23 protein-coding genes are annotated in these 25,578 nt (G+C 39.7%); 22 read left to right on the top strand and 1 reads right to left on the bottom strand.

All coding sequences use genetic code 11. The annotated features are described in order from the left end of the window. Window positions 1-9: 9 nt before the first annotated feature. The 18 genes from ORI89_RS14375 (at window position 10) to ORI89_RS14290 (ending at window position 20,816) form a co-directional block, all read left to right on the top strand. Window positions 10-885, top strand: a complete 876-nt coding sequence (locus ORI89_RS14375) for an energy transducer TonB (RefSeq protein WP_268231196.1) — start codon at window positions 10-12, stop codon at window positions 883-885. Between the two features lie 313 nt (window positions 886-1,198). Further along, window positions 1,199-2,200: a PstS family phosphate ABC transporter substrate-binding protein gene (locus tag ORI89_RS14370; protein WP_268231194.1), complete on the top strand. Its 1,002-nt coding sequence runs from the start codon at window positions 1,199-1,201 to the stop codon at window positions 2,198-2,200. A 32-nt stretch (window positions 2,201-2,232) separates the two neighbouring features. Further along, window positions 2,233-3,945, top strand: coding sequence for a tetratricopeptide repeat protein (locus tag ORI89_RS14365; RefSeq protein ID WP_268231193.1), 1,713 nt, complete (start codon window positions 2,233-2,235; stop codon window positions 3,943-3,945). 104 nt (window positions 3,946-4,049) lie between these two features. Further along, window positions 4,050-4,430, top strand: a complete 381-nt coding sequence (locus tag ORI89_RS14360) for an NADH-quinone oxidoreductase subunit A (protein WP_268231192.1) — start codon at window positions 4,050-4,052, stop codon at window positions 4,428-4,430. 79 nt (window positions 4,431-4,509) lie between these two features. Further along, on the top strand, window positions 4,510-5,064 hold the full coding sequence (locus tag ORI89_RS14355; protein WP_268231191.1) for an NADH-quinone oxidoreductase subunit B: 555 nt from the start codon (window positions 4,510-4,512) through the stop codon (window positions 5,062-5,064). Next, window positions 5,057-5,560 (top strand): NADH-quinone oxidoreductase subunit C, encoded by a 504-nt coding sequence (locus ORI89_RS14350; protein WP_268231190.1) that lies wholly within the window; start codon window positions 5,057-5,059, stop codon window positions 5,558-5,560. Before ORI89_RS14355 ends, ORI89_RS14350 begins: the two co-directional genes overlap by 8 nt. A 14-nt stretch (window positions 5,561-5,574) precedes the next feature. Continuing rightward, window positions 5,575-6,810: an NADH-quinone oxidoreductase subunit D gene (locus ORI89_RS14345; RefSeq protein ID WP_268231189.1), complete on the top strand. Its 1,236-nt coding sequence runs from the start codon at window positions 5,575-5,577 to the stop codon at window positions 6,808-6,810. Then, the gene (locus tag ORI89_RS14340) at window positions 6,803-7,327 is read left to right on the top strand and encodes an NADH-quinone oxidoreductase subunit NuoE family protein (RefSeq protein ID WP_268231188.1); all 525 of its coding nucleotides are present in this window, start codon (window positions 6,803-6,805) and stop codon (window positions 7,325-7,327) included. Before ORI89_RS14345 ends, ORI89_RS14340 begins: the two co-directional genes overlap by 8 nt. A gap of 4 nt (window positions 7,328-7,331) precedes the next feature. Next, a complete protein-coding gene (nuoF, locus tag ORI89_RS14335; protein WP_268231187.1) occupies window positions 7,332-8,687 on the top strand; it encodes an NADH-quinone oxidoreductase subunit NuoF in 1,356 nt (451 codons plus the stop codon). Window positions 8,688-8,735: 48 nt separating this feature from the next. Continuing rightward, window positions 8,736-9,755: a 2Fe-2S iron-sulfur cluster-binding protein gene (locus ORI89_RS14330; protein WP_268231186.1), complete on the top strand. Its 1,020-nt coding sequence runs from the start codon at window positions 8,736-8,738 to the stop codon at window positions 9,753-9,755. 17 nt (window positions 9,756-9,772) lie between these two features. Next, window positions 9,773-10,810 carry an NADH-quinone oxidoreductase subunit NuoH gene (gene nuoH / locus ORI89_RS14325; RefSeq protein WP_268231185.1) on the top strand — a complete coding sequence of 346 codons (1,038 nt, stop codon included), beginning with the start codon at window positions 9,773-9,775 and terminating at the stop codon, window positions 10,808-10,810. A gap of 54 nt (window positions 10,811-10,864) precedes the next feature. Continuing rightward, window positions 10,865-11,389 carry a NuoI/complex I 23 kDa subunit family protein gene (locus ORI89_RS14320; RefSeq protein ID WP_268231184.1) on the top strand — a complete coding sequence of 175 codons (525 nt, stop codon included), beginning with the start codon at window positions 10,865-10,867 and terminating at the stop codon, window positions 11,387-11,389. A gap of 1 nt (window position 11,390) precedes the next feature. Further along, on the top strand, window positions 11,391-11,888 hold the full coding sequence (locus ORI89_RS14315; protein ID WP_268231183.1) for an NADH-quinone oxidoreductase subunit J family protein: 498 nt from the start codon (window positions 11,391-11,393) through the stop codon (window positions 11,886-11,888). Then, window positions 11,888-12,217, top strand: a complete 330-nt coding sequence (gene nuoK, locus ORI89_RS14310; RefSeq protein ID WP_268231182.1) for an NADH-quinone oxidoreductase subunit NuoK — start codon at window positions 11,888-11,890, stop codon at window positions 12,215-12,217. The genes ORI89_RS14315 and nuoK overlap by 1 nt, the downstream gene beginning before the upstream one ends. A gap of 30 nt (window positions 12,218-12,247) precedes the next feature. Further along, window positions 12,248-14,167, top strand: coding sequence for an NADH-quinone oxidoreductase subunit L (gene nuoL / locus ORI89_RS14305; protein ID WP_268231181.1), 1,920 nt, complete (start codon window positions 12,248-12,250; stop codon window positions 14,165-14,167). 21 nt (window positions 14,168-14,188) lie between these two features. Further along, window positions 14,189-15,634 (top strand): complex I subunit 4 family protein, encoded by a 1,446-nt coding sequence (locus ORI89_RS14300; RefSeq protein WP_268231180.1) that lies wholly within the window; start codon window positions 14,189-14,191, stop codon window positions 15,632-15,634. 20 nt (window positions 15,635-15,654) lie between these two features. Further along, window positions 15,655-17,040, top strand: a complete 1,386-nt coding sequence (locus ORI89_RS14295; RefSeq protein ID WP_268231179.1) for an NADH-quinone oxidoreductase subunit N — start codon at window positions 15,655-15,657, stop codon at window positions 17,038-17,040. An 899-nt stretch (window positions 17,041-17,939) separates the two neighbouring features. Next, window positions 17,940-20,816 carry a DEAD/DEAH box helicase gene (locus tag ORI89_RS14290; RefSeq protein WP_268231178.1) on the top strand — a complete coding sequence of 959 codons (2,877 nt, stop codon included), beginning with the start codon at window positions 17,940-17,942 and terminating at the stop codon, window positions 20,814-20,816. Between the two features lie 3 nt (window positions 20,817-20,819). On the opposite strand, the gene dapF is transcribed toward ORI89_RS14290, so the two are convergent. After that, on the bottom strand, window positions 20,820-21,599 hold the full coding sequence (gene dapF, locus ORI89_RS14285; protein ID WP_268231177.1) for a diaminopimelate epimerase: 780 nt from the start codon (window positions 21,597-21,599) through the stop codon (window positions 20,820-20,822). A 290-nt stretch (window positions 21,600-21,889) separates the two neighbouring features. On the opposite strand from dapF, the gene ORI89_RS14280 reads away from it, so the two are divergent. The 4 genes from ORI89_RS14280 (at window position 21,890) to ORI89_RS14265 (ending at window position 25,561) form a co-directional block, all read left to right on the top strand. Beyond that, window positions 21,890-23,428: a Do family serine endopeptidase gene (locus ORI89_RS14280; RefSeq protein WP_268231176.1), complete on the top strand. Its 1,539-nt coding sequence runs from the start codon at window positions 21,890-21,892 to the stop codon at window positions 23,426-23,428. An 80-nt stretch (window positions 23,429-23,508) separates the two neighbouring features. Further along, window positions 23,509-23,958: a low molecular weight protein-tyrosine-phosphatase gene (locus ORI89_RS14275; protein WP_268231175.1), complete on the top strand. Its 450-nt coding sequence runs from the start codon at window positions 23,509-23,511 to the stop codon at window positions 23,956-23,958. Window positions 23,959-24,017: 59 nt separating this feature from the next. Beyond that, entirely contained in the window at window positions 24,018-24,566 is a 549-nt protein-coding gene (locus tag ORI89_RS14270) for a 3'-5' exonuclease (protein WP_268231174.1), read from the top strand. 5 nt (window positions 24,567-24,571) lie between these two features. Further along, entirely contained in the window at window positions 24,572-25,561 is a 990-nt protein-coding gene (locus ORI89_RS14265; RefSeq protein WP_268231173.1) for a mannose-1-phosphate guanylyltransferase, read from the top strand. The last annotated feature ends 17 nt before the right edge of the window (window positions 25,562-25,578 follow it).

Here is a 25,578-nt window from a genome sequence, read left to right as displayed (position 1 = left end):
TATTAGTATATGTTTGGATCTAAATTAGATATATTCAAGAAAGAATGGCTCGATGTCGTTTTTGCGAATAGAAACAGGGAATATGGTGCCTATGACTTACGTAAGTTTGCGCCTAAGGCTACCAATACCGGACTTGTTCTAGTAGCATCAGCTGTATTTCTTTTTAGCGCTCCAAAGGTGTTTAACATCAAGGTCTTTCCAGACAAGCCAATAGAGGAAGCTCCGGTAATTACGGAAGTAACTCTTGAGGATTTGGAAATTCCAGAGCCTGAAAAAGAAGAAGAAGAGCCACTTCCGATAGAAGAACCGCCACAACGGATCGCGCAAGATCCCCCGGCTGAGGATGTTGTAAGGTTCCCTGAACCTAAGGTAGTGCCTCAGAATCAAGTAACAGAGGAGATCGCTTCTCAGGAAGAGTTTAAAGAAAAAGCTTCTCCAGCTCGTATCACGTTAAAAGGTACAGGTAAAGCAACAAGTATTGCTAGTGGAGAAATTGGACCTAAAAAAGTAGAAGGTCAAATTACAGGAAGCTTAACTGGTGATCCTGATGGCAATGCGGATCTCGATAAAGTGTTTAACTCTGTGGAGATACCACCTGATCCAGTTGGAGGTATTAATGCATTCCGTACTTGGGTGCAGAATCAGTATCAGTATCCGCAAGGAGCTATCGATGCTGGTGTTAAAGGACAAATTGTTGTTTCATTCGTTGTGGAACGTGATGGAAGCCTTACGGATATTAAAATCGTAAAAGATTTATCCTACGGAACAGGACAAGCGTTGGTTAACGTATTGAAGAAGGCTAAGCCTTGGAAACCTGGTGTACAGAACGGTAGAAAGGTTCGTGTAAACTATCAGTTACCAATGACTTTGAACCTTCAGCAATAGTATAAATTCAATGGTTTGAGAAATAATCAGAATAATTTTAGACAGAAATCGCCAACACAGCGATTTCTGTCCATTTTAGGCCTAGCCATGTTTGCCTTTTATTTTTCATTAGGCATGATAATTATATTTTGGGATAATTTTCCCCTGGAAATAGACCCCACTTATAAAAATTTCTTTGGCATATTACTTATTGTCTATTCTTTCATGCGTTTTGCAAGGCTGTGGCAAAAAAACTTTATGCGTTAAGCGATATTAAGCTTAGAGAAATAACAGTAAATTAGAAGTCAAGTTAGAGGTCAAAAAAGTGTTTTTTATGTTGAACAAATCAGTAATTAAAGTAATGATCATGAGATTTTTTGGAGATTATAAACGAGTTTTATATAGCTCATGCTTAATTTTAATGGTGTTCACATTTAATTTTGGCTGTCAGCGATCAGCTGTAAAAGAGACTTCGCAAGTAGGAGAGGGAGATTCATCAAGAACCCAGTCTAAAGAAGATATTTTAGTCGGCACCTTGAATGTACTGGTAGATGAGGCTGGTCTATCTTTGGCTGAGGAGCAAAAAGAGGTTTTTTTATCTTCTTATTATAATGCGAAGGTTAATCTTATTGCAAAACCTGAGGTAATGGCAGTTCAAGATCTGTTGAGCGAGAAAGCAGGTGTAGCCATTTTGGCTCGAAAATTGAATGAGGAAGAAGAAGGCTTTTTTACAAAAAGAGGAATTGTACCTCGTGTCTTTCCTGTATGGTCTGATGCAATAGTTCTTATAAATAATACTAATTCCCAAGATACAAGCGTTAGAGTAGAAGATGTATTTAAAATAATGCAGGGAAGCGCTGTTGGTAAGAAACTTGTGTTTCATAATATAAACTCAAGTCACTTTCGATTGCTTAAGGACTTAGGAAATATTGATAAAGTCGCTTCAAACTTTGTAGATGGCGTAAATGAAATCGAAGAGCTTTTGGAGGCTATTGAAGCAGATGCTCATGCAGTAGGTGTGCTGGGATATAATGAATATTTGAATTTTAAATCTTCCCTTTCAAATAAAAATAATATTCGTATCTTGAGCCTTGGGAACACTGTTGGAGAGCACGCTGATGGTTTATATTATAAACCAAGTCAATCAACAATAGCTACACAAAAGTACCCTTTAAGACATACATTTTATGTAATGAATTATCAACCTAACATGGGGTTAGGTGTTGGTTTTTCAGCATTTGTCACCGGTGATAGAGGGCAACGGATTGTTCTAAAATCAGGGTTGTTGCCTGCGACTATGCCTGGACGAGAGCTTATAATAAGAGATAAAATTTAAAAAAACAGATAATAAAAGAATACGTATAGATTATGACAAACAGCAAATTATTTTTAAGCTTATTATTGGCAGGAACGATAGGGTCTGTTAGTGCACAAAGCTTGAAGGATGCCAAAGCCGCATTAACTGCAGAGCAGTATGACAAAGCTAAGGTTATTCTTCAGAACTTGGTGGAGAAGAAAGCAAAGGACGGAGAGAACTATTTTTACCTAGGTAAAGTTCATATCATTAATGATAAAATTGATTCGGCTGCTATTGTTTTTAACGAAGGTTTAACAAATGCTCCGAAAGAGCAGTTAAACAATGTAGGGTTAGGGATTGTTGATTTATTAAGTGGCAATCAATCTGCAGCAGAGGCTAAATTTGCTACAGCTGTTACTGGGTTAGGTAAAAAAGATTATTTGCCATTATTGTATATTGGTGAAGCTTATATACAAGCTCCTAAGCCTGACTATACAAAAGCGATTGAATACTTAACACAAGCTAAGGAAAAGAATCAAAAAGATCCTTTTATTTTAATTGCCCTAGGTGATGCATATGCTGGTTTGGGAGAAAGCAGTCAGGCTTTTGTCAACTATCGCGATGCTGAATATATGGATACCAATTTATTGGCTCCTAAAATTGGTCAAGCAGTTATATCTCGTCGTGCGCAGGCTTATGACGTTGTTTTAGAGGAGTTAACTTTATTGCAACAGTCACACCCTGACTATGCACCTATTTATCGTGAGTTAGCAGAGACTTATTATTTGTCGTCTTTAAAAGCACCTGAGGAGCAATATCGTGAACTTAATGCGAAAGCAGTTGAAAACTATAAGAAGTATTTAAGTTTAACAGGAGACAATAGTATCGAGGCTAAAACTCGTTATGCTGACTTCTTGGTCTACTCGGGTAACTATGACGAGTTGAAAACTGTTTCGACAGAGTTGGCTACAATGCCTGGCGTTGATGCGAAAATTTACCGTTACTTAGGATATACTACTTACCTTCAGGATAAAGATTACCCGAAGGCTGCTGAGTACATGAACAAATTATTTAGTGAAGTACCAAAAGAGCGCTTAATTGCACGTGACTTTTTCTACGGAGGGCTTGCGAACCTAAGTATCAATAACGATGAAAAAGGGTTAGAATACTTGAAAGAAGCTGTTGCTAGACAAACAGAAGAAGATAATATAGAGACTGATATTTCAGAAACTGCTTTTGCAAAGTACCAAGATGGCGAAATTGATGTAGCTATTAAGCTTTTTGCTATTCCGGCATCACAACCAGAATCTGACTATTATTACGATGCAAACTACTATATTGGTTTAGGGGAATATAGTCAAGGTCGTAAAATTATTGATGGTGCACAAGAAGGAGAAGATAAAAGGGAAGAAGCTAAGCCTAAGTTTGATGCGGCAGTTAAAGCTTTTGATATTGTTTTAACAGGAAATAAAGAGGAAATTGTCGAGCGTTATCATGCATCTGCTCTTTATCATAAAGCTTATTCTTTGTTAGCTCAAGAAGATTTGGGAGACTTAGAAGGATTAAGTGATAGTTTCGTTGAACCGTTTACTAAACTTTTAGCTTTTTATAAAGATAAGCCTGTTGACGATAAGAACAGAGCTTATATTTTAGATGCAAATAACTATTTAGGTGTTTATGCATTTGGTAAAGGTGAAGTAGAGAAAGCGAAAGCATATTTTGATGCTGTATTAGCGATTAATCCGGCCGATGAATTTGCATTGCAATTTCAAGACTATTTATAATCAAAATAAATAGTGAGATATTTAAGGGGCTGCTTGCAGTCCCTTTTTTTTGTTATAAAAAAGTGATATATTTGGTACTGAAGAGATAATAAAACTAACAATTTATGGAGAGCGCAAATGTGGCAAGTATGCCTGTTGATTATATTCCTATCCTTATACAATTAGGTGTTGCGGTAGCTTTCGGTGTGTTAACTATTATTGGTACACATTTAATTGGGCCAAAGGTTCGCACGGAAAACAAGTTAGGATCATTTGAGTCTGGTGTAGAAGTAATAGGGGATGCACGACAACCTTTTTCAATTAAATACTTCGTAGTAGCACTTCTTTTTGTGATTTTTGACATTGAGGTGATATTTATGTACCCTTGGGCAGTGAATTTTAGAGAGTTTGGTGTGCAAGGGTTGATTGAGATGTTTGTTTTTATGGGCATGCTACTTCTCGGCTTTATTTATGTTATTAAGAAGAAAGCTTTAGATTGGGATTAGCAAGGCAAGAGTAACTATTGTCCCATAAATTGAAATAATAAATTTGTGTATTTAGTAAGTGTAAATATAAACGATTATCATGAGTAAAGTGTCATTGGCCGAAGCGCCTCCGGGCGTAGAGGGTGCCGGTTTTTTTGCAACCACTTTAGATAAAGCTATTGGTTTAGCCCGAGCTAATTCATTGTGGCCATTGCCTTTCGCAACTTCTTGTTGCGGGATAGAGTTTATGGCAACAATGGGTGCTACGTATGATTTGGCAAGATTTGGTGCAGAGCGTCCAAGCTTTTCTCCTAGACAGGCCGATATGCTGTTAGTGATGGGAACGATTGCAAAAAAAATGGGGCCTGTTTTAAAACAGGTGTATACGCAAATGGCAGAGCCCCGTTGGGTTATTGCTGTGGGGGCTTGTGCGTCTAGTGGTGGTATTTTTGACACTTACTCTGTTATGCAGGGTATAGATGAAATCATTCCGGTTGATGTATATGTTCCTGGGTGTCCCCCAAGACCTGAAGCGATTTTAGATGGTGTTATGAAGCTTCAGGAGATTGTGAAGTCCGAATCTTTGAATAGAAGAAATACGCCAGAGTATAAAGCATTGTTAGAAAAATACGGTATAGTTACAGATAATGGATAAGTTAAGTAACCCGATAGTTTTAGAAAAGCTGCAAGCTAAGTTTGGAGATAGAATTTCCTTGATTGGTGAACCTCATGAGTTATTGACCATCGAGACCGACAAGGATGCTATATTGGATGTTCTTCGTTATGTAAAAGATGATCCTGGGTTGCGGTTTAACTATTTGACAGATATTACAGGTGTGCATTACCCAGAGCAGGAAAAAGCTTTTTGTGTTGTGTATCATGTCTATAATATGCTTCAAAATCATAGATTGCGTTTGAAAGTTTTTCTCGCTGGTCCTGATCCTATTATTTCTTCTGCTACGTCTGTATGGAATGGTGCGAATTGGATGGAGCGAGAAACCTATGACTTTTTTGGGATTATTTTTGATGGGCACCCTGATTTGCGACGTATTCTAAATATGGATGAACTTGATGTTTATCCTATGCGAAAAGAACATCCTTTAGAAGACCCGAATCGGGTTGATAAAAAAGACTTTTATTTTGGCCGTTAACTGATGTGTAAGAAATGAGTAGACCCATAAGTAAACTAAACAACAACAACCCCATTTTTACTGATAATGATCCGCAGGATGCCTTAATCACCTTAAATCTAGGGCCTACGCACCCTGCTACGCATGGCGTTTTTCAAAATGTCCTTCAAATTGATGGAGAGCGTATTGTGAGTGGCGTCTCTACTATTGGTTACATACATCGGGCTTTTGAGAAAATTGCCGAACATCGACCATTCTATCAGATAACTCCCTTAACTGACAGGTTAAACTACTGTTCGTCACCTATTAACAATATGGGGTGGCACATGACTGTGGAAAAGCTTTTGGATATTGAAATGCCTAAGCGGGTTGATTATATGCGTGTTATCGTTATGGAATTAGCTCGTATAGCCGATCATATTATCTGTAATGGTATTTTAGGAGTGGATACGGGGGCTTTTTCAGGCTTTTTGTATGTGATGCAAGAGCGCGAGGAGATCTATGAGATTTATGAAGAAATATGTGGTGCACGTTTAACTACAAATATAGGGCGTATCGGAGGTTTTGAGCGTGATTTTAATGACATCGCTATTCGGAAAATAGAGGCGTTTGTAAAGCGGTTCCCTCCTGTCTTAGAGGAGTTTGTAGAGCTTTTTATTCGCAACAGAATCTTTATTGATCGTACAGCTGGAGTAGCGGCTGTTACCCCGGAGCAAGCGTTAGATTATAGTTGGTCAGGACCAATATTGCGCGCTACTGGAGTGGATTATGATATGCGGGCAGTAGCTCCTTATAGCTCTTATGAGGATTTTGACTTTGATGTTCCTGTCGGAACCACCGGTGATATATACGATCGCTTTATGGTGCGTAACGAGGAAATGCGCCAATCTGTACGTATTATAGAGCAGGCATTAGAAAAAATTAAGAAAGAGCCTAGTGGTGTTTTCCATGCGGATGTCCCCGCTTTCTATTTACCTCCTAAAGAGCAGGTTTACACAAATATGGAAGCTCTTATATATCATTTCAAAATTGTAATGGGCGAATGGGATACACCAAAATCTGAGGTTTATCATGCTGTTGAAGGTGCAAACGGAGAGTTAGGCTTCTATTTGATCCACGATGGCGGGCGTTCGCCTTACCGTCTGCACTTTAGAAGACCTTCATTTATCAACTATCAGATGTTTGCGCCTATGAGTAGCGGAATGCTGATTTCAGATGCGATTATTAACATGAGTAGTTTAAATATAATAGCCGGAGAACTTGATGCTTAGTGTAAAGGAAAACTTGATAGTTAACTTTTCTGCAGAGTTGCTGAAAAGTTTCACAGAAATTGTTTCCAGATATCCTGAAGGTAAACAAAAGTCAGCTTTATTGCCTATACTTCATCTAGTTCAAGAAGAGTATGGTTGGGTAAGCACAGATGCGATGGATAAGGTTGCTTCTTTTTTGAGTATCCAACCTGTGGAAGTTTATGAAGTTGCGTCCTTTTATACCATGTATTTTTTAGAACCTCGCGGTAAGTATAATTTAGAGGTTTGTCGTACAGGTCCTTGTTGTTTGGTTGGTGCTGAACGTATCATGAAATACATTGAAGATAAACTTGGTGTTAAGGAAGGTGAAGTTACTGAGGACGGGCTGTTTTCATGGAGAGGGGTCGAGTGTAGTGCTGCATGCGGTTATGGGCCGGTTTTGCAGATTGGACCTGAGTATACCTACTACGAAAATCTTACCGAAGAAAAGGTTGATCAGTTGATCAGTGAATTAAAACAAAAAGTACAAAATACGTAGATATATGGCACGTAAATTATTGCTGACGCATATCGATGTCCCTGGTATCAACACCTTGGAAGTTTACCGACAGAAGGGCGGATATCGGGCAGTCGAAAAGGCTTTAAAGAGTATGTCGCCTGATGATGTCTTGGAAGAGGTTAAGAAATCGGGGTTAAGAGGGCGCGGAGGCGCTGGTTTCCCTACGGGAATGAAATGGAGTTTCTTAGCAAAGCCTGAGGGGGTAGCTCGTTATTTGGTTTGCAATGCCGACGAGTCCGAGCCTGGCACCTTTAAAGATAGGTATTTAATGACCCATATCCCTCATGCTTTAATAGAAGGCATGATTGTTTCAAGCTATGCTTTAGGAACGGCCACTTCCTATATTTACGTTCGTGGCGAGATGATGCCTCAGATACGTATTTTGGAGCAGGCTATTGCAGAGGCAAAAAATGCAGGGCTATTAGGCAAAAATATATTAGGGTCTGGCTATGATTTAGAGATATTTGTTCACCCAGGAGGGGGGGCTTATATCTGTGGAGAAGAGACTGCTTTACTCGAGTCGTTAGAAGGCAAGCGTGGTAATCCTCGTATTAAACCGCCTTTCCCTGCTGTTTCGGGTTTGTATGGTTGTCCTACTGTAGTCAATAATGTTGAGTCCATTGCTTCTGTAGTCCCTATTATTAATGATGGGGGTGATGAATACGCAAAAATAGGTATTGGTCGATCAACCGGCACAAAGCTTATTTCTGCGGGTGGAAATCTTCGGAAGCCAGGTGTATACGAAATCGAACTAGGGCTTCCTGTTGAAGAGTTCATTTATTCTGATGAGTATTGTGGCGGCATTGCGGATGGCAAGCGTCTGAAAGCTGTAGTAGCCGGAGGTTCTTCGGTGCCTATTCTACCGGCTAACCTGATTTTGAAAACCAGCACCGGAGAATCCCGTCTGATGAGTTACGAATCATTAGCTGAAGGCGGTTTTGAAACTGGAACTATGATGGGGTCCGGTGGTTTCATTGCATTTGATGAAGATCAATGTATAGTGCGTAACACTTATAATTTCACCCGCTTTTACCGTCATGAGAGTTGTGGACAGTGTTCTCCGTGTCGTGAAGGTACAGGCTGGATGGAAAAAATATTATACAACATCGAGCATGGGCAGGCGAGCCCTCAGGATATAGATTTATTATGGGATATTCAGCGTAATATCGAGGGTAACACCATATGTCCATTAGGCGATGCTGCGGCTTGGCCCGTAGCAGCTGCTATCCGTCATTTTAGAGATGAGTTTGAATGGCATATTAATAATCCGCAGGAGGCACAGACAAAAAACTTCGGATTAGCTCACTATGCTGATCCTTTAGCACCTCTTGCAGAATAAATTTGTTTAACATTAAATAATTCTTTTGAATTAACGATATATAGGACAATGGCAGTAGAACAATTAGAGAAATTTACAGTCACTATAGATGGAATCCCGGTTCAGGTTGAGCCTGGTACATCTATCTTGAATGCGGCTCGACAGATCGGTGGAGATATTGTCCCGCCGGCCATGTGTTACTATTCTACATTGGAAGGTAGCGGTGGTAAGTGCCGTACCTGCCTGGTGAAAGTATCCAAAGGTTCCGAAAAGGATCCGCGGCCTATGCCAAAGCTGGTTGCTTCTTGTCGTACCAATGTAATGGATGGTATGGAAGTTCAAAATATTACTTCTACGGAAGTTCTTGATGCGAGAAAATCAATAGTAGAGATGTTATTGATCAATCATCCGTTAGACTGTCCTGTTTGTGATCAGGCTGGCGAGTGTAAACTTCAGGATTTATCCTATGAACATGGTGTAGAGCAAACGCGATATGAATTTGAGCGTCGCACTTTTGAGCGTATTGACATAGGCGACAAGATACAATTGCATATGAATCGTTGTATTCTGTGTTACCGTTGTGTTTACGTTGCCAACCAGCTTACTGAGGGTAGGCAGCATGGTGTCATGTACCGTGGTGATCATGCCGAAATCTCTACCTTTATAGAAAAAGCGGTTGATAATGATTTTATAGGCAACGTTATAGACGTTTGTCCGGTCGGTGCTTTAACCGATAAAACATTTCGATTCAAAAGCCGTGTTTGGTTTACAAAACCTGTTGATGCTCATCGTGATTGCCCAACTTGTAGCGGGCAAGTTACGTTATGGTATAAAGGAGAAGAGGTTCTCCGTGTTACAGGGCGGAAAGACGAATATAATGAGGTACATGATTTTATCTGTAACACCTGTCGTTTTGATAAAAAGAGAACCAGCGATTGGGTTTTAGATGAGCCGACTAAACTTGATAAAGAGTCCGTAATTACGGCAAATCATTATAATACGTTCCAACCTATTCCTGTGATTAAGAATAATCCAGAATTGCAAGAAGCAAATGAAGAGCAATTAGCGCGTACAGAACGATTAAAATAAGTATAGATAGCATATATATGGAAGGAGCTTTTATTTTAGAAAAATTAATATTAGTAACCATTATCTTCGTGATATCCTTGGTTATAGCTATGTATTCTACTTTGGCTGAGCGCAAAGTTGCTGGTTTCATGCAGGATCGTTTAGGTCCAGACAGGGCTGGCTTTAAAGGGATACTTCAGCCTTTGTGTGATGGTGGTAAGTTCTTTTTTAAAGAAGAAATTATCCCGGCCGGTGCGCATAAAAGTTTATTTGTCTTAGGACCCACTTTAACCATTATTACAGCTTGTATTACTTCTGCTGTTATCCCGTGGGGGCAAACATTAACTATTGGCGATCGTGCTATAGTGCTTCAAGTTGCTGATATTAACGTTGGCGTACTCTATATATTCGGTGTAGTAGCGCTTGGTGTCTATGGTATTATGTTAGGGGGCTGGGCGTCCAATAATAAGTTCTCTTTAATGGGAGCTATCCGAGCGGCTTCACAGAGTATCAGTTACGAAATCGGAATGGGTTTATCCATTATTGCTCTTTTGATGGTTTCTGGCACATTATCCATGAGTGAAATTGTTGCGCAGCAGTCGGGCTTTCTCAATTGGAATATTTGGGTTCAACCTTTGGGCTTTCTTATTTTTATGACCTGTTCTTTCGCAGAGTGTAATCGGGTTCCGTTCGATTTGCCAGAGTGTGAGACTGAGCTTGTAGGTGGTTATCATACAGAGTACTCCTCCATGAAGCTTGGTTTATATATGTTCTCTGAATATATCAACATGTTTGTTTCTTCCGCCTTAATGGCTTCGTTATATTTTGGTGGGTATAATTTCCCATTCATGTACGAGTTAGGGCTTTCAGATAACTGGATTACTATTATTGGAGTCTTGGTGTTTTTTGCGAAAATATTTGGATTTATCTTCTTTTTTATGTGGATCCGTTGGACATTGCCACGGTTTCGCTATGATCAGTTGATAAACTTAGGATGGAAGGTTTTAATTCCATTGGCTATTGCCAATATCGTATTAACAGGAGTTATAACGGTGGTAAAAGACACCTATTTTTAAGATTACCTTTTACGTACATCTTAATTTAATTTAGAAAAGAAAAAGATATTGACCATGCAATCATTATCAAACAGAAAAAAAGTCCTCGAGCAGAAACCCATGAACTTTTGGGAGCGTATTTATTTACCTGCGATTGTCAAAGGGCTAGGTATTACTATACGTCACTATTTTAAGAAAAAACCGACGGTAAAATATCCAGAGCAGGAGAGGCCTTATTCGAAAAACTTTCGTGGACAACATTCCTTAAAAAGAGACGAGTTGGGGCGCGAGCGTTGTACAGCCTGTGGTCTTTGTGCTCTTTCATGTCCGGCAGAGGCCATTACTATGACCGCTGCTGAGCGTAAAAAGGGCGAAGAGCATTTGTATAGAGAAGAGAAATATGCGGCGGTTTATGAAATCAATATGTTGCGTTGTATTTTCTGTGGTTTATGTGAGGAAGCTTGCCCGAAAGAGGCAATCTATTTAGATGGTTCGCATGTTACAGCAGAGTATTTACGTAAAGATTTTATTTATGGCAAAGATAAACTTGTCGAGCCTGTATTTGATATTCAAAAGTTAAACCAAAAGCAGTCTAGTTAATATGTCTATATTTTATTTTGTTGCATTTCTTGCCATAATCTTTGCGTTGATGACCATCTTCACAAAGAACCCTGTGCATAGTGTGTTATATTTGGTTATTACTTTTTTCACACTTACTATTCATTATATCTTACTCAATGCGCAGTTTCTAGCTGTTGTAAACTTTATTGTTTATATGGGCGCAATCATGGTGCTTTTTCTTTTTGTTCTGATGTTGCTTAATCTAAACAAAGAATCCGAACCTATGAAATCAAATCTTGTCAAAATCATAGGAGCTATTGCGGGTATGTGTTTGATTGCTACACTCCTTGGTGCTTTCCGTGTGCTTGAGCCCAGTAATGAAATGGTAGCAGCTCATGCGGATATCGGTTTGGTGAAAAACTTAGGGAAAGTACTTTTTAATGAGTTTCTATTGCCGTTTGAATTGTCTTCAGTACTACTTCTAACAGCTATGGTAGGAACCGTATTATTAGCAAAAAAAGACGTTAAGAAAGCATAATGGAAAATATAGTTGATCAGATACAAGGAGTTCCACTTAATCACTACATTATATTTTGTAGTATTATGTTTGCTATTGGTGTTACCGGTGTTCTTATTCGCCGTAATATCATCATTATTATGATGTCTATTGAGCTTATGCTGAACTCGGTAAACTTGTTGCTTGTTGCTTTTTCTGCTTATCGTGGAGATCCAAGCGGACAGGTTTTTGTGTTTTTTGTTATGGCATTGGCCGCCGCCGAAGTTGCAGTAGGCTTAGCTATTATAGTTATGGTCTATAGGAATACAAAATCGGTAGATATAGAGTCATTAAGTAAACTACGTTGGTAATAATTGTAAGAGAAATTTAGTAAGAATAGTATGTCGGAATTAATTTGGCTAATACCCCTGATCCCGCTGATCGGATTTATTATAAACGGTTTATTTAGAAATACCCTTCCTAAAATAGCCATTGGCTTCATAGGTTGCTCTGTTGTACTTGCTTCTTTCTTAATGAGCTTGTTGCTTTATTTTGATATAGCAGCTTTACGAGATTCTGGTCAGGTTGCAGAAATTACGATGCATCTATTCGATTGGTTTACTGTAGGTCAGTTAAACGTCGGATTGTCTTTTCTGATTGATCCTTTAAGCTCTTTAATGTTGCTTATTATCACAGGAGTTGGGTTTTTAATCCATCTTTACTCCTATAGTTATATGGGCAAGGACGGCGGATTTGGTAAGTTTTTCGCTTACCTGAACCTCTTTATCTTTTTCATGAGTGTTTTGGTCATGGGCTCCAACTATCTGGTTATGTTCATTGGTTGGGAAGGAGTAGGTCTTTGTTCGTATTTGCTTATCGGCTTCTGGTATAAAAACTCATCTTACGCTGCCGCTGCTAAAAAAGCTTTCGTAATGAACCGCATCGGTGATTTGGGTTTTTTGATCGCCATGTTCTTTATCTTGGTGACATTTGGTACACTAGAGTATAATGGAGTTTTTAGTCAAGCTGCAGGTATGACAGTGGGCGACTCTACCTTATTGATCATTACGTTGCTTCTTTTCGTTGCTGCAACAGGAAAATCAGCACAGATACCTCTATTCACCTGGTTGCCAGATGCAATGGCTGGGCCAACGCCTGTCTCTGCATTAATTCACGCTGCTACTATGGTTACAGCAGGAATTTATATGGTTGTGCGCTCTAATATTTTGTTCACATTATCTCCTGTTACCATGGAGATAATGGCAATCATTGGTTTAGCGACCGCACTTGTCGCTGCATTTATAGCGCTGACGCAAAATGATATCAAAAAAGTGTTGGCTTATTCTACAGTTTCTCAGTTAGGATATATGTTCTTAGGTTTGGGAGTTGGTGCTTTTACGGGTGCTTTCTTTCATGTATTAACACATGCTTTCTTTAAGGCTCTTTTGTTCCTCGGCGCAGGCTCTGTTATTCACGCTATGGGAGATGAGCAAGATATGCGCAAAATGGGCGGTCTACGCAAAGCTATGCCTATTACCTTCAGCACGATGCTGATTGCTACAATAGCTATTAGTGGTATCCCACCATTTGCAGGTTTTTTCTCTAAAGACGAAATATTAGCCTATGCTTTTCAACACAATCCTTTGCTTTGGGCAGTAGGTTTTATTACAGCTTTATTTACCGCTTTCTATATGTTTCGTCTGCTATACCTCACCTTTTTTGGTAAATTTAGAGGAACTGCCGATCAGCAATCTAAATTGCACGAATCGCCTTGGCAGATGACATTGCCACTTGTAGTGCTAGCTGTTTTATCAGCTGTTGGTGGGCTGATAAATTGGCCAGAAGCCTTAGGAGGTAATTTTGCACTAGCAGGTTTTTTAGCACCTATATATGAATCGGGTAGTGCTTATCAAGTGAGTTTGACATTAAGCCACAGCACAGAGTTTATATTAATGGGAGCTTCCGCTTTAGGGGCGTTAGTGATAGCTATTTTTGCCTACAATAAATATGTAACCCGTGCAGGTGTTCCTTTACAAGAAGGAAGTGAGCAGGGCTTATTACATAAACTGTCTTATAATAAATTATACATCGATGAGTTATACGGAGCCTTAGTGGTTAAGCCTTTAAATCAGCTTTCTATTTTCTTGTACAAAACTATAGATCGTCTCGCTATCGATGGTATTGTCAATAGTGTCTGTGCATTTATCGTAACTTCAGGCAAAGGTATTAGGCAGTTGCAGAGTGGTTACGTAGGATTTTATATTTTAATGATGGTTCTAGCAATTGTTGGCATCATGATTTATGGGATATTAGCGATTTAATTTCAAATACAGTAGAAATCAATGGATAACCTTTTTATATTATTAGCAGTACCTATCCTTACAGCATTGTTGCTGTTCTGTTTGAAAGATTCAACACAGGCAAAACGGTTAGCACTCATCTTATCATTGGTGCAACTTGGATTGACTATACCATTTCTTACCGGGTTTAAGCCAGATGCGAGTGTACAGTTTGAGCAAAACTGGACTTGGATTTCATCTTTAGGCCTACAATTTCATATTGGCTTAGATGGCATTAGCCTACCTATGGTTATTCTTACCAATGGATTAATTCCTTTAATCATCCTTAGTTCTTTTGGTAAAGACTTTAAAGGTAACTTCTATGGTCTTATTGCCTTTATGCAAGCAGGCTTACTGTTAGTCTTTGTTGCTCTAGATGCTTTTTCTTTTTACGTAGGTTGGGAAATTGCCTTAATACCTATATATTTTATTTGCGCTCTATGGGGTGAAGGCGATCGCATCGCCATTAATATGAAGTTTTTTGTATATACCTTCTTTGGTAGTATATTAATGCTTGTGGCTATCGTGTACTTGTACAATCAGGTGCCTGATCGTAATTTAGAATGGACATCTTTAGTTGCTCTTAATTTATCAGAAGTCGAACAGCGTTGGATATTCTGGGCATTCTTTATTGCTTTTGCTATTAAAATTCCTATTCTTCCTTTTCATACGTGGCAACCAAACACCTATACACATGCGCCTTCAGCCGGGACAATGCTCCTTGCGGGTATTATGCTTAAAATGGGAGTGTATGGGTTAATTCGTTGGTTGCTTCCTGTCACACCATTTGCAGTCTTGGCGTATAGCAATATCGTTATGTTGTTATGTCTTATCGGCGTGGTTTATGCATCTATCATTGCATTTAAACAACAAGATGCAAAACGTCTGATAGCTTATTCCTCTATTGCACACGTCGGTCTTATCAGTGCTGGTGTGGTTTCTTGGCAGGGGGAAGGCCTTCAAGGTGCTATTTTACAGATGGTCAATCATGGTTTAAGTGTGGTGGGGCTTTTCTTCATTATCGACATTATACAACGCCGTGCCGGTAGCCGTCAATTGGCCGATCTGGGCGGACTTGCTTCAAGCATGCCAAAACTTGCCATTGCATTTATTATTATTCTTATGGGGGCAATAGGCCTGCCACTTACCAATGGTTTTATCGGTGAGTTTCTGCTTCTGAAAGCTGTGTTTGGGTACGAGCCTTGGTATGTTGTTCTTGGTGGTCTGACCCTTATATTGGGAGCGGTTTATATGTTGCGTTTCTATCAGAAGACTATGTTAGGTACTCCTGCTTCAGCAGGTACAGCTTATGCTGATGTTAGTGGCTACGAGCTGGTTGTTTTATCTGTACTGGTGTTTTTTACAATCTACCTTGGTGTTTTTCCAAATACTATTTTAGATTTATCGGAAGCATCTGTAATGAACTTATTGAATCAAATTAAATTTTAAATAGCGATTATACGAATATTATGGGGGCGATTATAACGTTAGGCATATTAGGTATTTTAATTTTGTACGTTGGTTTGTATAAAGCTAAAAACGCACTGCTTCCGGTTACGCTATTGGGCCTAGTGGTAACACTTGGTTTTTTAGTTTCCGATTGGCAGAAAGAGGCATTGCCTTTATATAACGGTATGGTTATTTTTGACCATCTTGCTTTAACTTTTTCTATATTATGTGTTCTCGTAACGGGGCTTATCCTCTTGTTATCTAAAGAATATTTTAATCGTATCAGTTCTAATGTTGCCGAATATTATAGCTTGATTATCTTTTCTTTACTAGGTGCTATTTTGGTTAATGCCTATCATAATTTTGCTATGCTTTTTATTGGTATAGAAATTATGTCCGTTGCACTTTATATTCTAGTGGGTATACGTAAGAACGACTTGGCTTCTAATGAGGCTTCTTTAAAGTACTTTTTAATGGGTGCTTTCTCTACGGGTTTCCTATTATTTGGTATTGCTTTAATGTACGGTGCATCCGGCACTTTTGATTTAGCTGCACTTCAGACTTATGTAGCTACAGGCACAGACATATCGCCAATATTTTACGCAGGTATTCTTCTTGTTCTTTGTGGTCTTTGTTTTAAAGTTGGCGTTGCTCCCTTTCATTTCTGGACTCCAGATGTTTATGATGGTGCGCCTATCTTGATAACAGCTTATATGAGTACTGTTGTTAAGATTGCTTCTTTTATAGGATTTCTACGCTTATTCAGTGAGGTTTTAGTGCCTCTAGATTCCTTCTGGACACCCGTACTATTAACAGTTATTATTATTACCCTTTTTGTGGGCAATATCAGTGCACTTATGCAATCCAGCTTTAAGCGTATGATGGCATACTCCAGTGTCTCACATGCCGGGTATATGTTATTTGCTATAGTTGCTATTGGTGCAACATCCGCATCTAGTATACTTACTTATGCAACAGCCTATGCTTTAGCTTCTATTGTTGCGTTTACGGCTCTTATTTTGGTAAAGCGCAAAACGGGCTCTGATCTTTTTGAGTCGTTTAATGGTTTAGCTAAACGTAATCCTTGGCTAGCAGCTGTAGTTACTGTCGCTATGTTGTCTTTAGCGGGCATACCTTTGACAGCTGGTTTCATAGGCAAGTTCATGATGTTCAATAATGTGATGGGCAATTACCATGTCGTATTGCTTGTACTTGCAGCTATTAATGCCGCTATAGGGGTTTACTATTATTTGCGTGTAGTAGTTAGCATGTATTTCAAAACAGAAAACGAAAATGCTGGTTCGGACCTTCCGATTCCTACAAACTATAAAATTGTACTTACTTTAGCTGCTCTGTTGACAATCATTATTGGTGTATATCCAGATTGTCTGATTGGTCTTTTGTAAAGAGAAAATTACTTTTTAAAACTAGTGAATAACAGAATGCGATGTCTCGATCAATTGATCGAGACATTTTTTTATTACTGATTTTGAGGTCTTTTTATCTCCACTTCCAAAATCCATTCTTTTCGGTCTTATTTGCTACTTTCTTTACGCGACAGCACCCGAGGTCGGTCTTGTTTTGTGTTTATGTCTCTGTGTTGGCTATTGTATGCTCTGTTCCTTTTTCTTGATAAAAAGGATTCAAAAATCAAGACTGGGTTGCTGTTTCGCTAAAAGCATCTTCAAGCCCAGAATGTCTTTAAGCCGTTCCGCTATGCTCCACTTCCAAAATCCATTCTTTTTGGTCTTATTCGCTACTTTCTTTACGCGACAGCACCCGAGGTCGGTCCTGTTTTGTGTTTATTTCTCTGTCTGGCTTTCCTTTCCTGTGCCATTGCTTCTTTTCTCTGCGTCATCGCGAGCGTAGTGCGGCGATCTTTCTTTTGCTTTCAGAGTCTTGGTTGTTAATAAAGCGTAGATTATCAGGTTATGCTATTGTATGCTCTGTTCCTTTTTCTTGATAAAAAGGAACCAAAAATCAAGACTGGGTTGCTGTTTCGCTAAAAGCATCTTCAAGCCCGGAATGTCTTTAAGCCGTTACGCTATGCTCCACTTCCAAAATCCCTTCTTTTCGGTCTTATTCGCTACTTTCTTTACGCGACAGCACCCGAGGTCGGTCCTGTTTTGTGTTTATGTCTCTGTCTGGCTTTCCTTTCCTGTGCCATTGCTTCTTTTCTTCCTTGGTTATGGTGTTAGCAGCATAAGGCTCTCTCTTTTTTCAAAGCAAAGTGAGCAGTGAAGATTCGTATAAAGCGCTCTAAATTCAGTATATTAGTACCTTTTTATCAGGCAAAGTAAGCAGCATGCGTAAGGTCGAGGGGAATGTTTCATTTAAGTTGGTCTATTCGTTAGGGGAGCATCCCTATTTGGGCTATATTTTAGAGCCCCATATCATTTATTTGAATCCAAATGGTTCATATTCTTTAGGCTATCGTCGTGTCTTTAGTGCTACTATTGATGATTTTGCTTCTGCTGTTGATGAAACCGACAGGGAGATCATCCGTATACTCGACGAGACAGAGCAAACGCACTTAATCAAGCAATACAATAAGAAAGCTATGCGTGCCATCGACTTTTTCACTAAAGTATTTGACGAGCGTGCTTATAATACATTACGCCCAAAAATTGAGCAGCGGATGCTCCGTGTATTAAAAATGTTGGCTGATAAACCATTATTCTTAATGGGTAAGGATGGTTACCCTGCCGATCAAGCATTGCAAATTGCTGATGAGCCCAGTTCTATTTTGTTTCACTTCCGGCGTAATGACGTCGAGACGAGGTACTTTCCTACTTTAAAGTATAAAGGTAATCGGCTCGACTTTATGTACAAAGATAGTCAGGTCGTTGTAAATAAAGAAGCTTGGCTTTTGTTAGAAAACACCCTGCATTATTTTGAAGATGGTATCGATGGTAAGAAGCTAAGCCCTTTTTTAAATAAACGATATATAGCGGTGCCTCGGTCGACTGAAAAGAAATATTTCGAAACTTTTGTTAAAGGCCTAATCGAGAAGCATCATGTTTATGCTGAAGGCTTTATTATACAAACCGTTCGAGAACAGGCAAAGCCTATTCTTCAATTTTATTATGTAGAGTCGGGGCAGTCTTTTGTACAGCTTTTGTTTGATTATGGGCCTTATCGTTTTCATTACGGCACAGACCATCCTGTCACAGTTCAAATGGAGCATAACGAAGATCAGGACGAGTATGTGTTTTATCGAATCAGGCGTTCTTTGCTATGGGAGGAAAAGCAGGCTGCTTACTTAAAAGATAAAGGTTTGCTTAAAAAGGATCCCCTGTTTGGTAGTTTTGTTCTTCCTGATCATCAGGGTACGATTATCGATTGGTTAAATAAAAATCAGGAAAATATCCTTGATAATGGCTATCAAATTATACAGGCAAAAGGTACAAAGCCTATATTTATTGGGCGCACCTCTTTAGAAATAACTGTTGAAGAACAGAGCGACTGGTTTGATATTAAGGCGGTTGCCTGTTTTGGCGATTATACGATACCTTTTATTGAGCTACGTGAACATATTTTGCATAAAATACGTGAATTTATTTTGCCCAATGGGGAAATCGCTATCCTGCCCGACGAGTGGTTTGCGCAATATGAGCATTTGTTCCAGTTTGCACTTCAGAAGAATGAGCTTACGTTAAGCAAATCACATATTGGTTTGCTTTACGAAATATCCGAACATACTCAGATTGCTTTTAATAGACGCTTGCAAAAACTATTGGATTTTAATCACATCGAAGAGGCGCCTATGCCTGCTCATTTTGTAGGTCAATTACGTCCGTATCAAAAGGCAGGTTACAATTGGTTTCATTTTTTGCAAAGCTATAACTTTGGTGGGTGTCTAGCCGACGACATGGGCTTGGGTAAAACTGTGCAAACTTTGGCTCTTTTGCAGAAGCAGAAAGAGGCGCTACATGGGAGTGATCATACGCAAACTTCATTGCTTATTTTGCCTACATCGCTTATATACAATTGGCAAAAAGAAGCGGAGCGCTTTGCTCCTCAGCTGCGTATACTTCGGCATACGGGCAGTAATCGATTGAAAGACCCTTTTGGCTTCTCTCATTTCGATCTGGTTATTACTACCTACGGCATTGTACGGGGAGATATCGAGCTATTTAGTAAATTCTTTTTCAATTATATTGTTCTTGACGAGAGTCAGCAGATAAAAAACCCTAGCTCTAAGGCTTTTAAGGCTATAAAGAGCTTAAAGTCCAGATATAAACTAGCGCTCAGCGGCACACCCATTGAAAACACTGTGGCCGATATATGGTCGCAAATGCATTTTGCCAACCCCGGGCTTTTGGGCTCTTATACCTATTTTCAGAAAGAATTTGTCATCCCTATCGAGAAGAAAAAGGACGAAGATAAAGCTGCGCGTTTGCAGGCCATTATTAAACCATTTGTACTTCGTCGTACCAAAGATCAGGTTGCTACCGAGCTGCCGCCTAAAACAGAGCAGGTCGTTTTTTGCGACATGACTGATGAACAGTACGAGAAATACGAATCTATAAAATCTGAATATAGAAACGCTTTGCTGAACAACTCTTTAAAGGAGGCAGGAGCTAAAAATCAAATTATTTTACTGCAAGGGCTTACTAAGCTTAGACAAGCGGCCAACCACCCTAAAATGTTAGATGAAGAAGCACATATATCCTCCGGCAAGTTCCAGGCTGCTATCGAAATGTTGGAGTCTATTATTGCCGAAGGGCATAAAGTTTTAATCTTTTCCCAGTTTGTTAAACACTTGCAGCTATTTCGTGTCTATTTTGAGGAAACGAAAATAAGTTACGCCTATCTTGACGGAGCTACCCGGGATCGGTCGGCAGCTGTTAATACTTTTAAGGAAGACTCTTCCGTGCAGGTTTTTCTTATTTCCATCAAAGCAGGCGGCGTGGGTTTAAACCTGACCGAGGCGGACTATGTTTTTGTGCTCGATCCTTGGTGGAATCCTGCTGTCGAACAACAGGCTATCGATCGGGCGCACCGTATAGGGCAGACAAAGAATGTATTTATTTATAAGTTCATCAGTAAGGATACCGTCGAAGAGAAGATACTAGCTTTGCAGAATCGTAAGAAAGAGTATTCGGCAGCTTTAATTACGACGGAAGAAAGTTTTGTCAAATCTCTTTCCCCCGATGATATACAGGAGCTTCTTCGTTAGTACTTAGTAAGTTCCTTCAAATACATATTCAGCAGGACCCTGGAGTATTACCTTAGTGAAACTATTTTCGTCTCGTTCAAAACTCACCTGTAGTTGCCCGCCTAACACACGGATTGGTATTTCAATCGTGCCAGTTCTGTTTTCGTTTATGGCTATACTTATAGCTGCTGCGGTAGCTCCGGTTCCGCAGGCCAATGTTTCATTTTCCACTCCGCGTTCATAGGTACGAACAAAATAGCCCGCCTGTTCTTGTTCTACAAAATTCACATTAATGCCTTCGGGGCTGTATGTTTGGCTATATCTTATTTTTCGACCGGCATTATAGACGTCTAGATTTTCAACATCGGTTGTTATTTTTACATAATGTGGAGAGCCTGTTTGTAGTATATAAGCATCCGAATCTCTCCTATATTCCAGCACATCTATCATACTCAAAGCTACTTCATTGCCCTTTATTTGTGCAAAGTGCAATCCGTCCACTGCCAAAAAGTCAGTTCTGTGTTCAATGATTTTTAAATCTCTAGCAAACGCAACTATACATCGTCCTCCGTTGCCACACATACTTGCCTGTAGACCATTTGCGTTAAAGTAAATCATTTCAAAATCTGCTTCATCAGTTTCTTGCAGAAGCATGAGTCCGTCTGCACCTATCCCAAACTTTCTATCACACATTTTTTTCACTAAAGCGCTGTTTTGCGGCTCAAAAACGTGCTGTCTATTATCTATAAGAATAAAGTCATTGCCTGCGCCTTGGTATTTGTAGAATTTAATTTTTTCGTGCATAAGCTTGAAAATTAGCTGTAAATTTAATATTCTTGTTACAGTGCGCTGTAATAAGTGTTAAGGCGTGTTAAAAATTAATTTTCAATCTTTTTGTTAACATTTTTTAACTGCCAAAAGTTATTAATCTTTCTCAAATGGTATTACATTTGAACAGGTCCTAGTACAAAGTAAAAGAAAAATAAATTAAAAATACATCGTATAGAATATGAAATTAAGGTGCTTCTATAAACATAAATAGAGAAGTGTATTACAATTACATACGATAGATAAAAGATAAATTATACATATATATGAAAAAGATAGGAGTTAGTTTATTAATAGCTTTCGTCGGTGGGGCGGTGGCTATCGGAGGCTATAAGCTCTTCGAAAATAAGCAAATGGAAAGCATGACCTTTGAAGAAAAACAGAAGGTTTTTTACGCAAACAATCCTGAGGCTGAAATCATGTCTTCTACCGGTAATCCTGATTTCACGCAGGCTGCTGCTGCTGTTTCTCCCGGTGTTGTCAATATTAAGGTTAACATGAAGGTCCGCGAAAGCCGTCGGGGTGGTGGCGGAAGTCCATTCGATATGTTCGAGGAGTTTTTTGGTATGCCGCAGGGCCGTCGTCAGCAACAACCAAGACAAGCTTCGGCTTCGGGTTCTGGGGTTCTTATTTCTGCCGATGGTTATATCGTTACGAATAACCATGTTGTAGAGGATGCTGATAAGATAGAGGTTAAAATGACCGACCAACGTATTTATGAGGCGAAGGTAATTGGTCGTGACCCTGATTTTGATTTGGCACTTATTAAAATTAATGCAACGGGTCTGCCGTTTGTAAAACTTGGCGATTCCGATCGTGTTCGTATTGGTGAGTGGGTTTTAGCGGTGGGTTACCCGCTTAGCTTGAAATCTACTGTTACTGCCGGTATTGTCAGTGCTAAGGGTCGTAAAATCGGTATATTGGGCGAGCAGAGTAGCCCTTATGGGTATGGTCAGTCTGACGAGCCTATAGCAAATACAGCAGTGGAGTCTTTTATTCAGACAGACGCTGTTATTAACAAAGGTAATAGTGGTGGTGCATTAGTTAACGCTCGTGGCGAGCTCATTGGTATTAATGCTGCAATTGCATCTCCTACAGGAACGTATGCGGGCTATGGTTTTGCTATCCCGGTCAATTTGGTTACAAAAATTGTTAACGACTTTAAACAGTTCGGTACCGTACAGCGTGGTTATGTAGGTGTTAATTTTAGTGAGGTTGATGAAGCTATCCGCAAAGAGTTTGGTATCGACGATATCAATGGCTTGTATGTTTTCGATGTCGTTAAAGATGGTGCTGCTGCCGGAGCTGGTATTAAAAAAGGTGATATAATAACCAAAGTTGAAGGACAAACGGTTTATGCTTCTTCTGATCTGCAAGAGCGTGTTGCACGTTTAAGCCCTGGCGATAAGCTAAAACTTACCTACAAACGTGATGGTAAAGAAAAAGATGTGGTTCTTACCTTGAAAGGGCAAGAAGCTAAAAAGGATAAGGCTACTGATGAAGCAAGTAAAAGTGCTGCTGAAATCTTCAATAAATTAGGGGCAAGTTTCACTCCGGCATCTGATGCTCAGAAGAAAAAATTTGGAGCAAATTCCGGAGTCGTTGTTTCTCAGGTTCACCGTGGCGGTATTTTTGACGAGTTTGGTATAGAGCGTGGTTTGATCATCACACACGTGAACGGCCAGCCGGTTAATAATGTCGATGAGGTTGAGTCTGCTTTAGCGAAGACCACACGTAATATGATACGCATTACGGGTGTTTCCGAAAGAGGTTCTTTCGAGTATAGATTCCCTGTAGGGCTTTAAAATAAAGAAATGAATAATGGAGAAAGCGACTTATCAAGAGATAGGTCGCTTTTTCTATAAGAAAAAGGTTAAGTTTGGATATGAAAATTTTAATGGTTTGTTTGGGGAATATTTGCAGGTCTCCATTAGCGCATGGTATATTAGAACATTTAGCAAATAGCAAAGGCCTGGGGTGGTCAGTAGAGTCTGCCGGTACTGGCGACTGGCATATCGGTCACGCTCCGGACGAACGTTCTATTGCTGTTGCAAAAAAATATGGTGTTGACATCTCGGCGCAGCGCGCGCAGCATTTTACTCCTGCTTTATTCGATGAGTACGATCATATTTTTGTTATGGATGAGAATAACTTGAAAGATGTTCTAGCTCAGGCTCGCCATGCTCAGGATGAATCGAAAGTCAGCCTGTTTTTGGAGGAGGGTATTGTGCCCGATCCTTATTTCGATTCTACTCAATTCGAGCCTGTCTATCATATGATAGCTGAACGTTGCGAACAATTGGTGGAGAAGCTGACTGGTCAAAATCAAGTTTAGCAACCACTAATAATACTTACATATAAATGAAATTATGTAAGTTTGTATAAAGAGAATATATGACTTTTACCGCTATAGATTTTGAATTGGCTACTGCAGCCTATACTAGTGTGTGTGCAGTAGGGATCGTAAAGGTGAAAGACGGGCAAATTATCGAGGAGTTTCATAGTTTAGTGCGGCCGCCCAAAAACGAATACATGTGGCAAACGACGCGTGTTCATGGCATTCGCCCAAAAGACACGTCCGATTCCCCTACTTTTCTAGATCTTTATCCAAAAATTCAGCATTACCTTGCTGGTAGCAAAATGGTTGCTCATAATGAGAAGTTTGATCGTGAAGTCTTAATGAAAACGATGGCCTACTATAGTTTAGACTATCGTTCTTTGCGTCTGCCTGCCATATGGCATTGCACGAGTAAAATATACCGTGCTAAAGGTTTTCAAAAGACAAAGCTTAACATCTGTTGCCGTATTATGGGCATTGAGCTTAACCATCATGACCCTTTGTCTGATGCCAAAGCGAGCGCTGAGCTTTACCTTATGCGCGATCGGGTTACTAAAAGTTTAGTCGAACAACATTTTCCAGAAAAGGTGGAGGTGTCGAAATAAAAAACATGGGAAAAATTATTAATGTTATTCTTTCCGGTGGTGTTGGGTCACGTTTGTGGCCGCTATCGCGAAAGGCTAGGCCCAAACAATATTTGCCTATTTTTAATGGTAAGTCCTTATTTGAGCTTACAATCCAGCGCAATCAGAAAGTTTGCGATCATCTTATATTAGTGGGCTCTGTTCAGAACATCGATCTGGCAAAAGAAGACCTTGCCGCTACTTCACACGAAATTATTGTCGAGGCAGTGCCTCGTAATACAGCAGCGGCTATTGCTTTTGCAGCTTTTGCAGCCTCTGCAGATGATATTCTTATTGTAACGCCGTCCGACCATTTGATCGAGGGTGAGGAGCAGTATCTACAGGCTATCAAGCGTGGTATCGAATTTGCTCGCGACGGGCATTTAGTTACTTTTGGTATCAATCCTGTCAAGCCCGAAACAGGCTATGGCTATATAGAATCCGAAGGAAATGATGTGTTGTCTTTCCGGGAGAAGCCAAACTATGAGACGGCCAAAGAGTTTTTAAAACGTGGCAACTTTTTATGGAACTCCGGTATCTTTTGCTTCAAAGCATCTGTTTATCTTCAAGAGTTAGAGCGTTTCGATCCGAAGCTTTATGCGGCAGCTAAAATTGCTTTCGAGGCCTCGGTTGATGCTGTGTTGGATGTCGAGCTTTCCAACAAAATCCCATCTAAAAGTGTCGACTATGCTATAATGGAGCGTAGCGACAGTATCAAGGTGGTGCCTTCTTTTTTCCAATGGTCAGATATGGGGTCTTTTGACTCTTTATACGATTACCTTGCTGCTAAAGAGCACCCGGTGGATGACGAAGGGAATATTGTAATCGGCGGCGATAAGCACACGGTCTTTTTGGGCGTACAAAATTGTATCGTTGTCAATACAAATGATGCTGTTTTGGTTCTGAATAAGGCCTCTGCACAAGAGGTTAAGGGAGTTTACGAGAGCTTAGAAAAAGAAGGTTCTAGTCTTATTTAAATTATTTCCGATAACAT

This window comes from Sphingobacterium sp. UT-1RO-CII-1, assembly GCF_026711005.1.
Lineage (GTDB): Bacteria > Bacteroidota > Bacteroidia > Sphingobacteriales > Sphingobacteriaceae > Sphingobacterium.
Note: the sequence above shows the minus strand (reverse complement) of the source record. Positions and strands in the feature narration are given on the sequence as shown.

What these genes read in the sequence shown, in the direction of transcription:
- ORI89_RS14375 (WP_268231196.1), top strand. Translation starts at nt 10, where the DNA reads ATGTTTGGATCTAAATTAGATATATTCAAGAAAGAATGGCTCGATGTC.
- ORI89_RS14370 (WP_268231194.1), top strand. Translation starts at nt 1,199, where the DNA reads ATGTTGAACAAATCAGTAATTAAAGTAATGATCATGAGATTTTTTGGA.
- ORI89_RS14365 (WP_268231193.1), top strand. Translation starts at nt 2,233, where the DNA reads ATGACAAACAGCAAATTATTTTTAAGCTTATTATTGGCAGGAACGATA.
- ORI89_RS14360 (WP_268231192.1), top strand. Translation starts at nt 4,050, where the DNA reads ATGGAGAGCGCAAATGTGGCAAGTATGCCTGTTGATTATATTCCTATC.
- ORI89_RS14355 (WP_268231191.1), top strand. Translation starts at nt 4,510, where the DNA reads ATGAGTAAAGTGTCATTGGCCGAAGCGCCTCCGGGCGTAGAGGGTGCC.
- ORI89_RS14350 (WP_268231190.1), top strand. Translation starts at nt 5,057, where the DNA reads ATGGATAAGTTAAGTAACCCGATAGTTTTAGAAAAGCTGCAAGCTAAG.
- ORI89_RS14345 (WP_268231189.1), top strand. Translation starts at nt 5,575, where the DNA reads ATGAGTAGACCCATAAGTAAACTAAACAACAACAACCCCATTTTTACT.
- ORI89_RS14340 (WP_268231188.1), top strand. Translation starts at nt 6,803, where the DNA reads ATGCTTAGTGTAAAGGAAAACTTGATAGTTAACTTTTCTGCAGAGTTG.
- nuoF (WP_268231187.1), top strand. Translation starts at nt 7,332, where the DNA reads ATGGCACGTAAATTATTGCTGACGCATATCGATGTCCCTGGTATCAAC.
- ORI89_RS14330 (WP_268231186.1), top strand. Translation starts at nt 8,736, where the DNA reads ATGGCAGTAGAACAATTAGAGAAATTTACAGTCACTATAGATGGAATC.
- nuoH (WP_268231185.1), top strand. Translation starts at nt 9,773, where the DNA reads ATGGAAGGAGCTTTTATTTTAGAAAAATTAATATTAGTAACCATTATC.
- ORI89_RS14320 (WP_268231184.1), top strand. Translation starts at nt 10,865, where the DNA reads ATGCAATCATTATCAAACAGAAAAAAAGTCCTCGAGCAGAAACCCATG.
- ORI89_RS14315 (WP_268231183.1), top strand. Translation starts at nt 11,391, where the DNA reads ATGTCTATATTTTATTTTGTTGCATTTCTTGCCATAATCTTTGCGTTG.
- nuoK (WP_268231182.1), top strand. Translation starts at nt 11,888, where the DNA reads ATGGAAAATATAGTTGATCAGATACAAGGAGTTCCACTTAATCACTAC.
- nuoL (WP_268231181.1), top strand. Translation starts at nt 12,248, where the DNA reads ATGTCGGAATTAATTTGGCTAATACCCCTGATCCCGCTGATCGGATTT.
- ORI89_RS14300 (WP_268231180.1), top strand. Translation starts at nt 14,189, where the DNA reads ATGGATAACCTTTTTATATTATTAGCAGTACCTATCCTTACAGCATTG.
- ORI89_RS14295 (WP_268231179.1), top strand. Translation starts at nt 15,655, where the DNA reads ATGGGGGCGATTATAACGTTAGGCATATTAGGTATTTTAATTTTGTAC.
- ORI89_RS14290 (WP_268231178.1), top strand. Translation starts at nt 17,940, where the DNA reads ATGCGTAAGGTCGAGGGGAATGTTTCATTTAAGTTGGTCTATTCGTTA.
- dapF (WP_268231177.1), bottom strand. Translation starts at nt 21,599, where the DNA reads ATGCACGAAAAAATTAAATTCTACAAATACCAAGGCGCAGGCAATGAC.
- ORI89_RS14280 (WP_268231176.1), top strand. Translation starts at nt 21,890, where the DNA reads ATGAAAAAGATAGGAGTTAGTTTATTAATAGCTTTCGTCGGTGGGGCG.
- ORI89_RS14275 (WP_268231175.1), top strand. Translation starts at nt 23,509, where the DNA reads ATGAAAATTTTAATGGTTTGTTTGGGGAATATTTGCAGGTCTCCATTA.
- ORI89_RS14270 (WP_268231174.1), top strand. Translation starts at nt 24,018, where the DNA reads ATGACTTTTACCGCTATAGATTTTGAATTGGCTACTGCAGCCTATACT.
- ORI89_RS14265 (WP_268231173.1), top strand. Translation starts at nt 24,572, where the DNA reads ATGGGAAAAATTATTAATGTTATTCTTTCCGGTGGTGTTGGGTCACGT.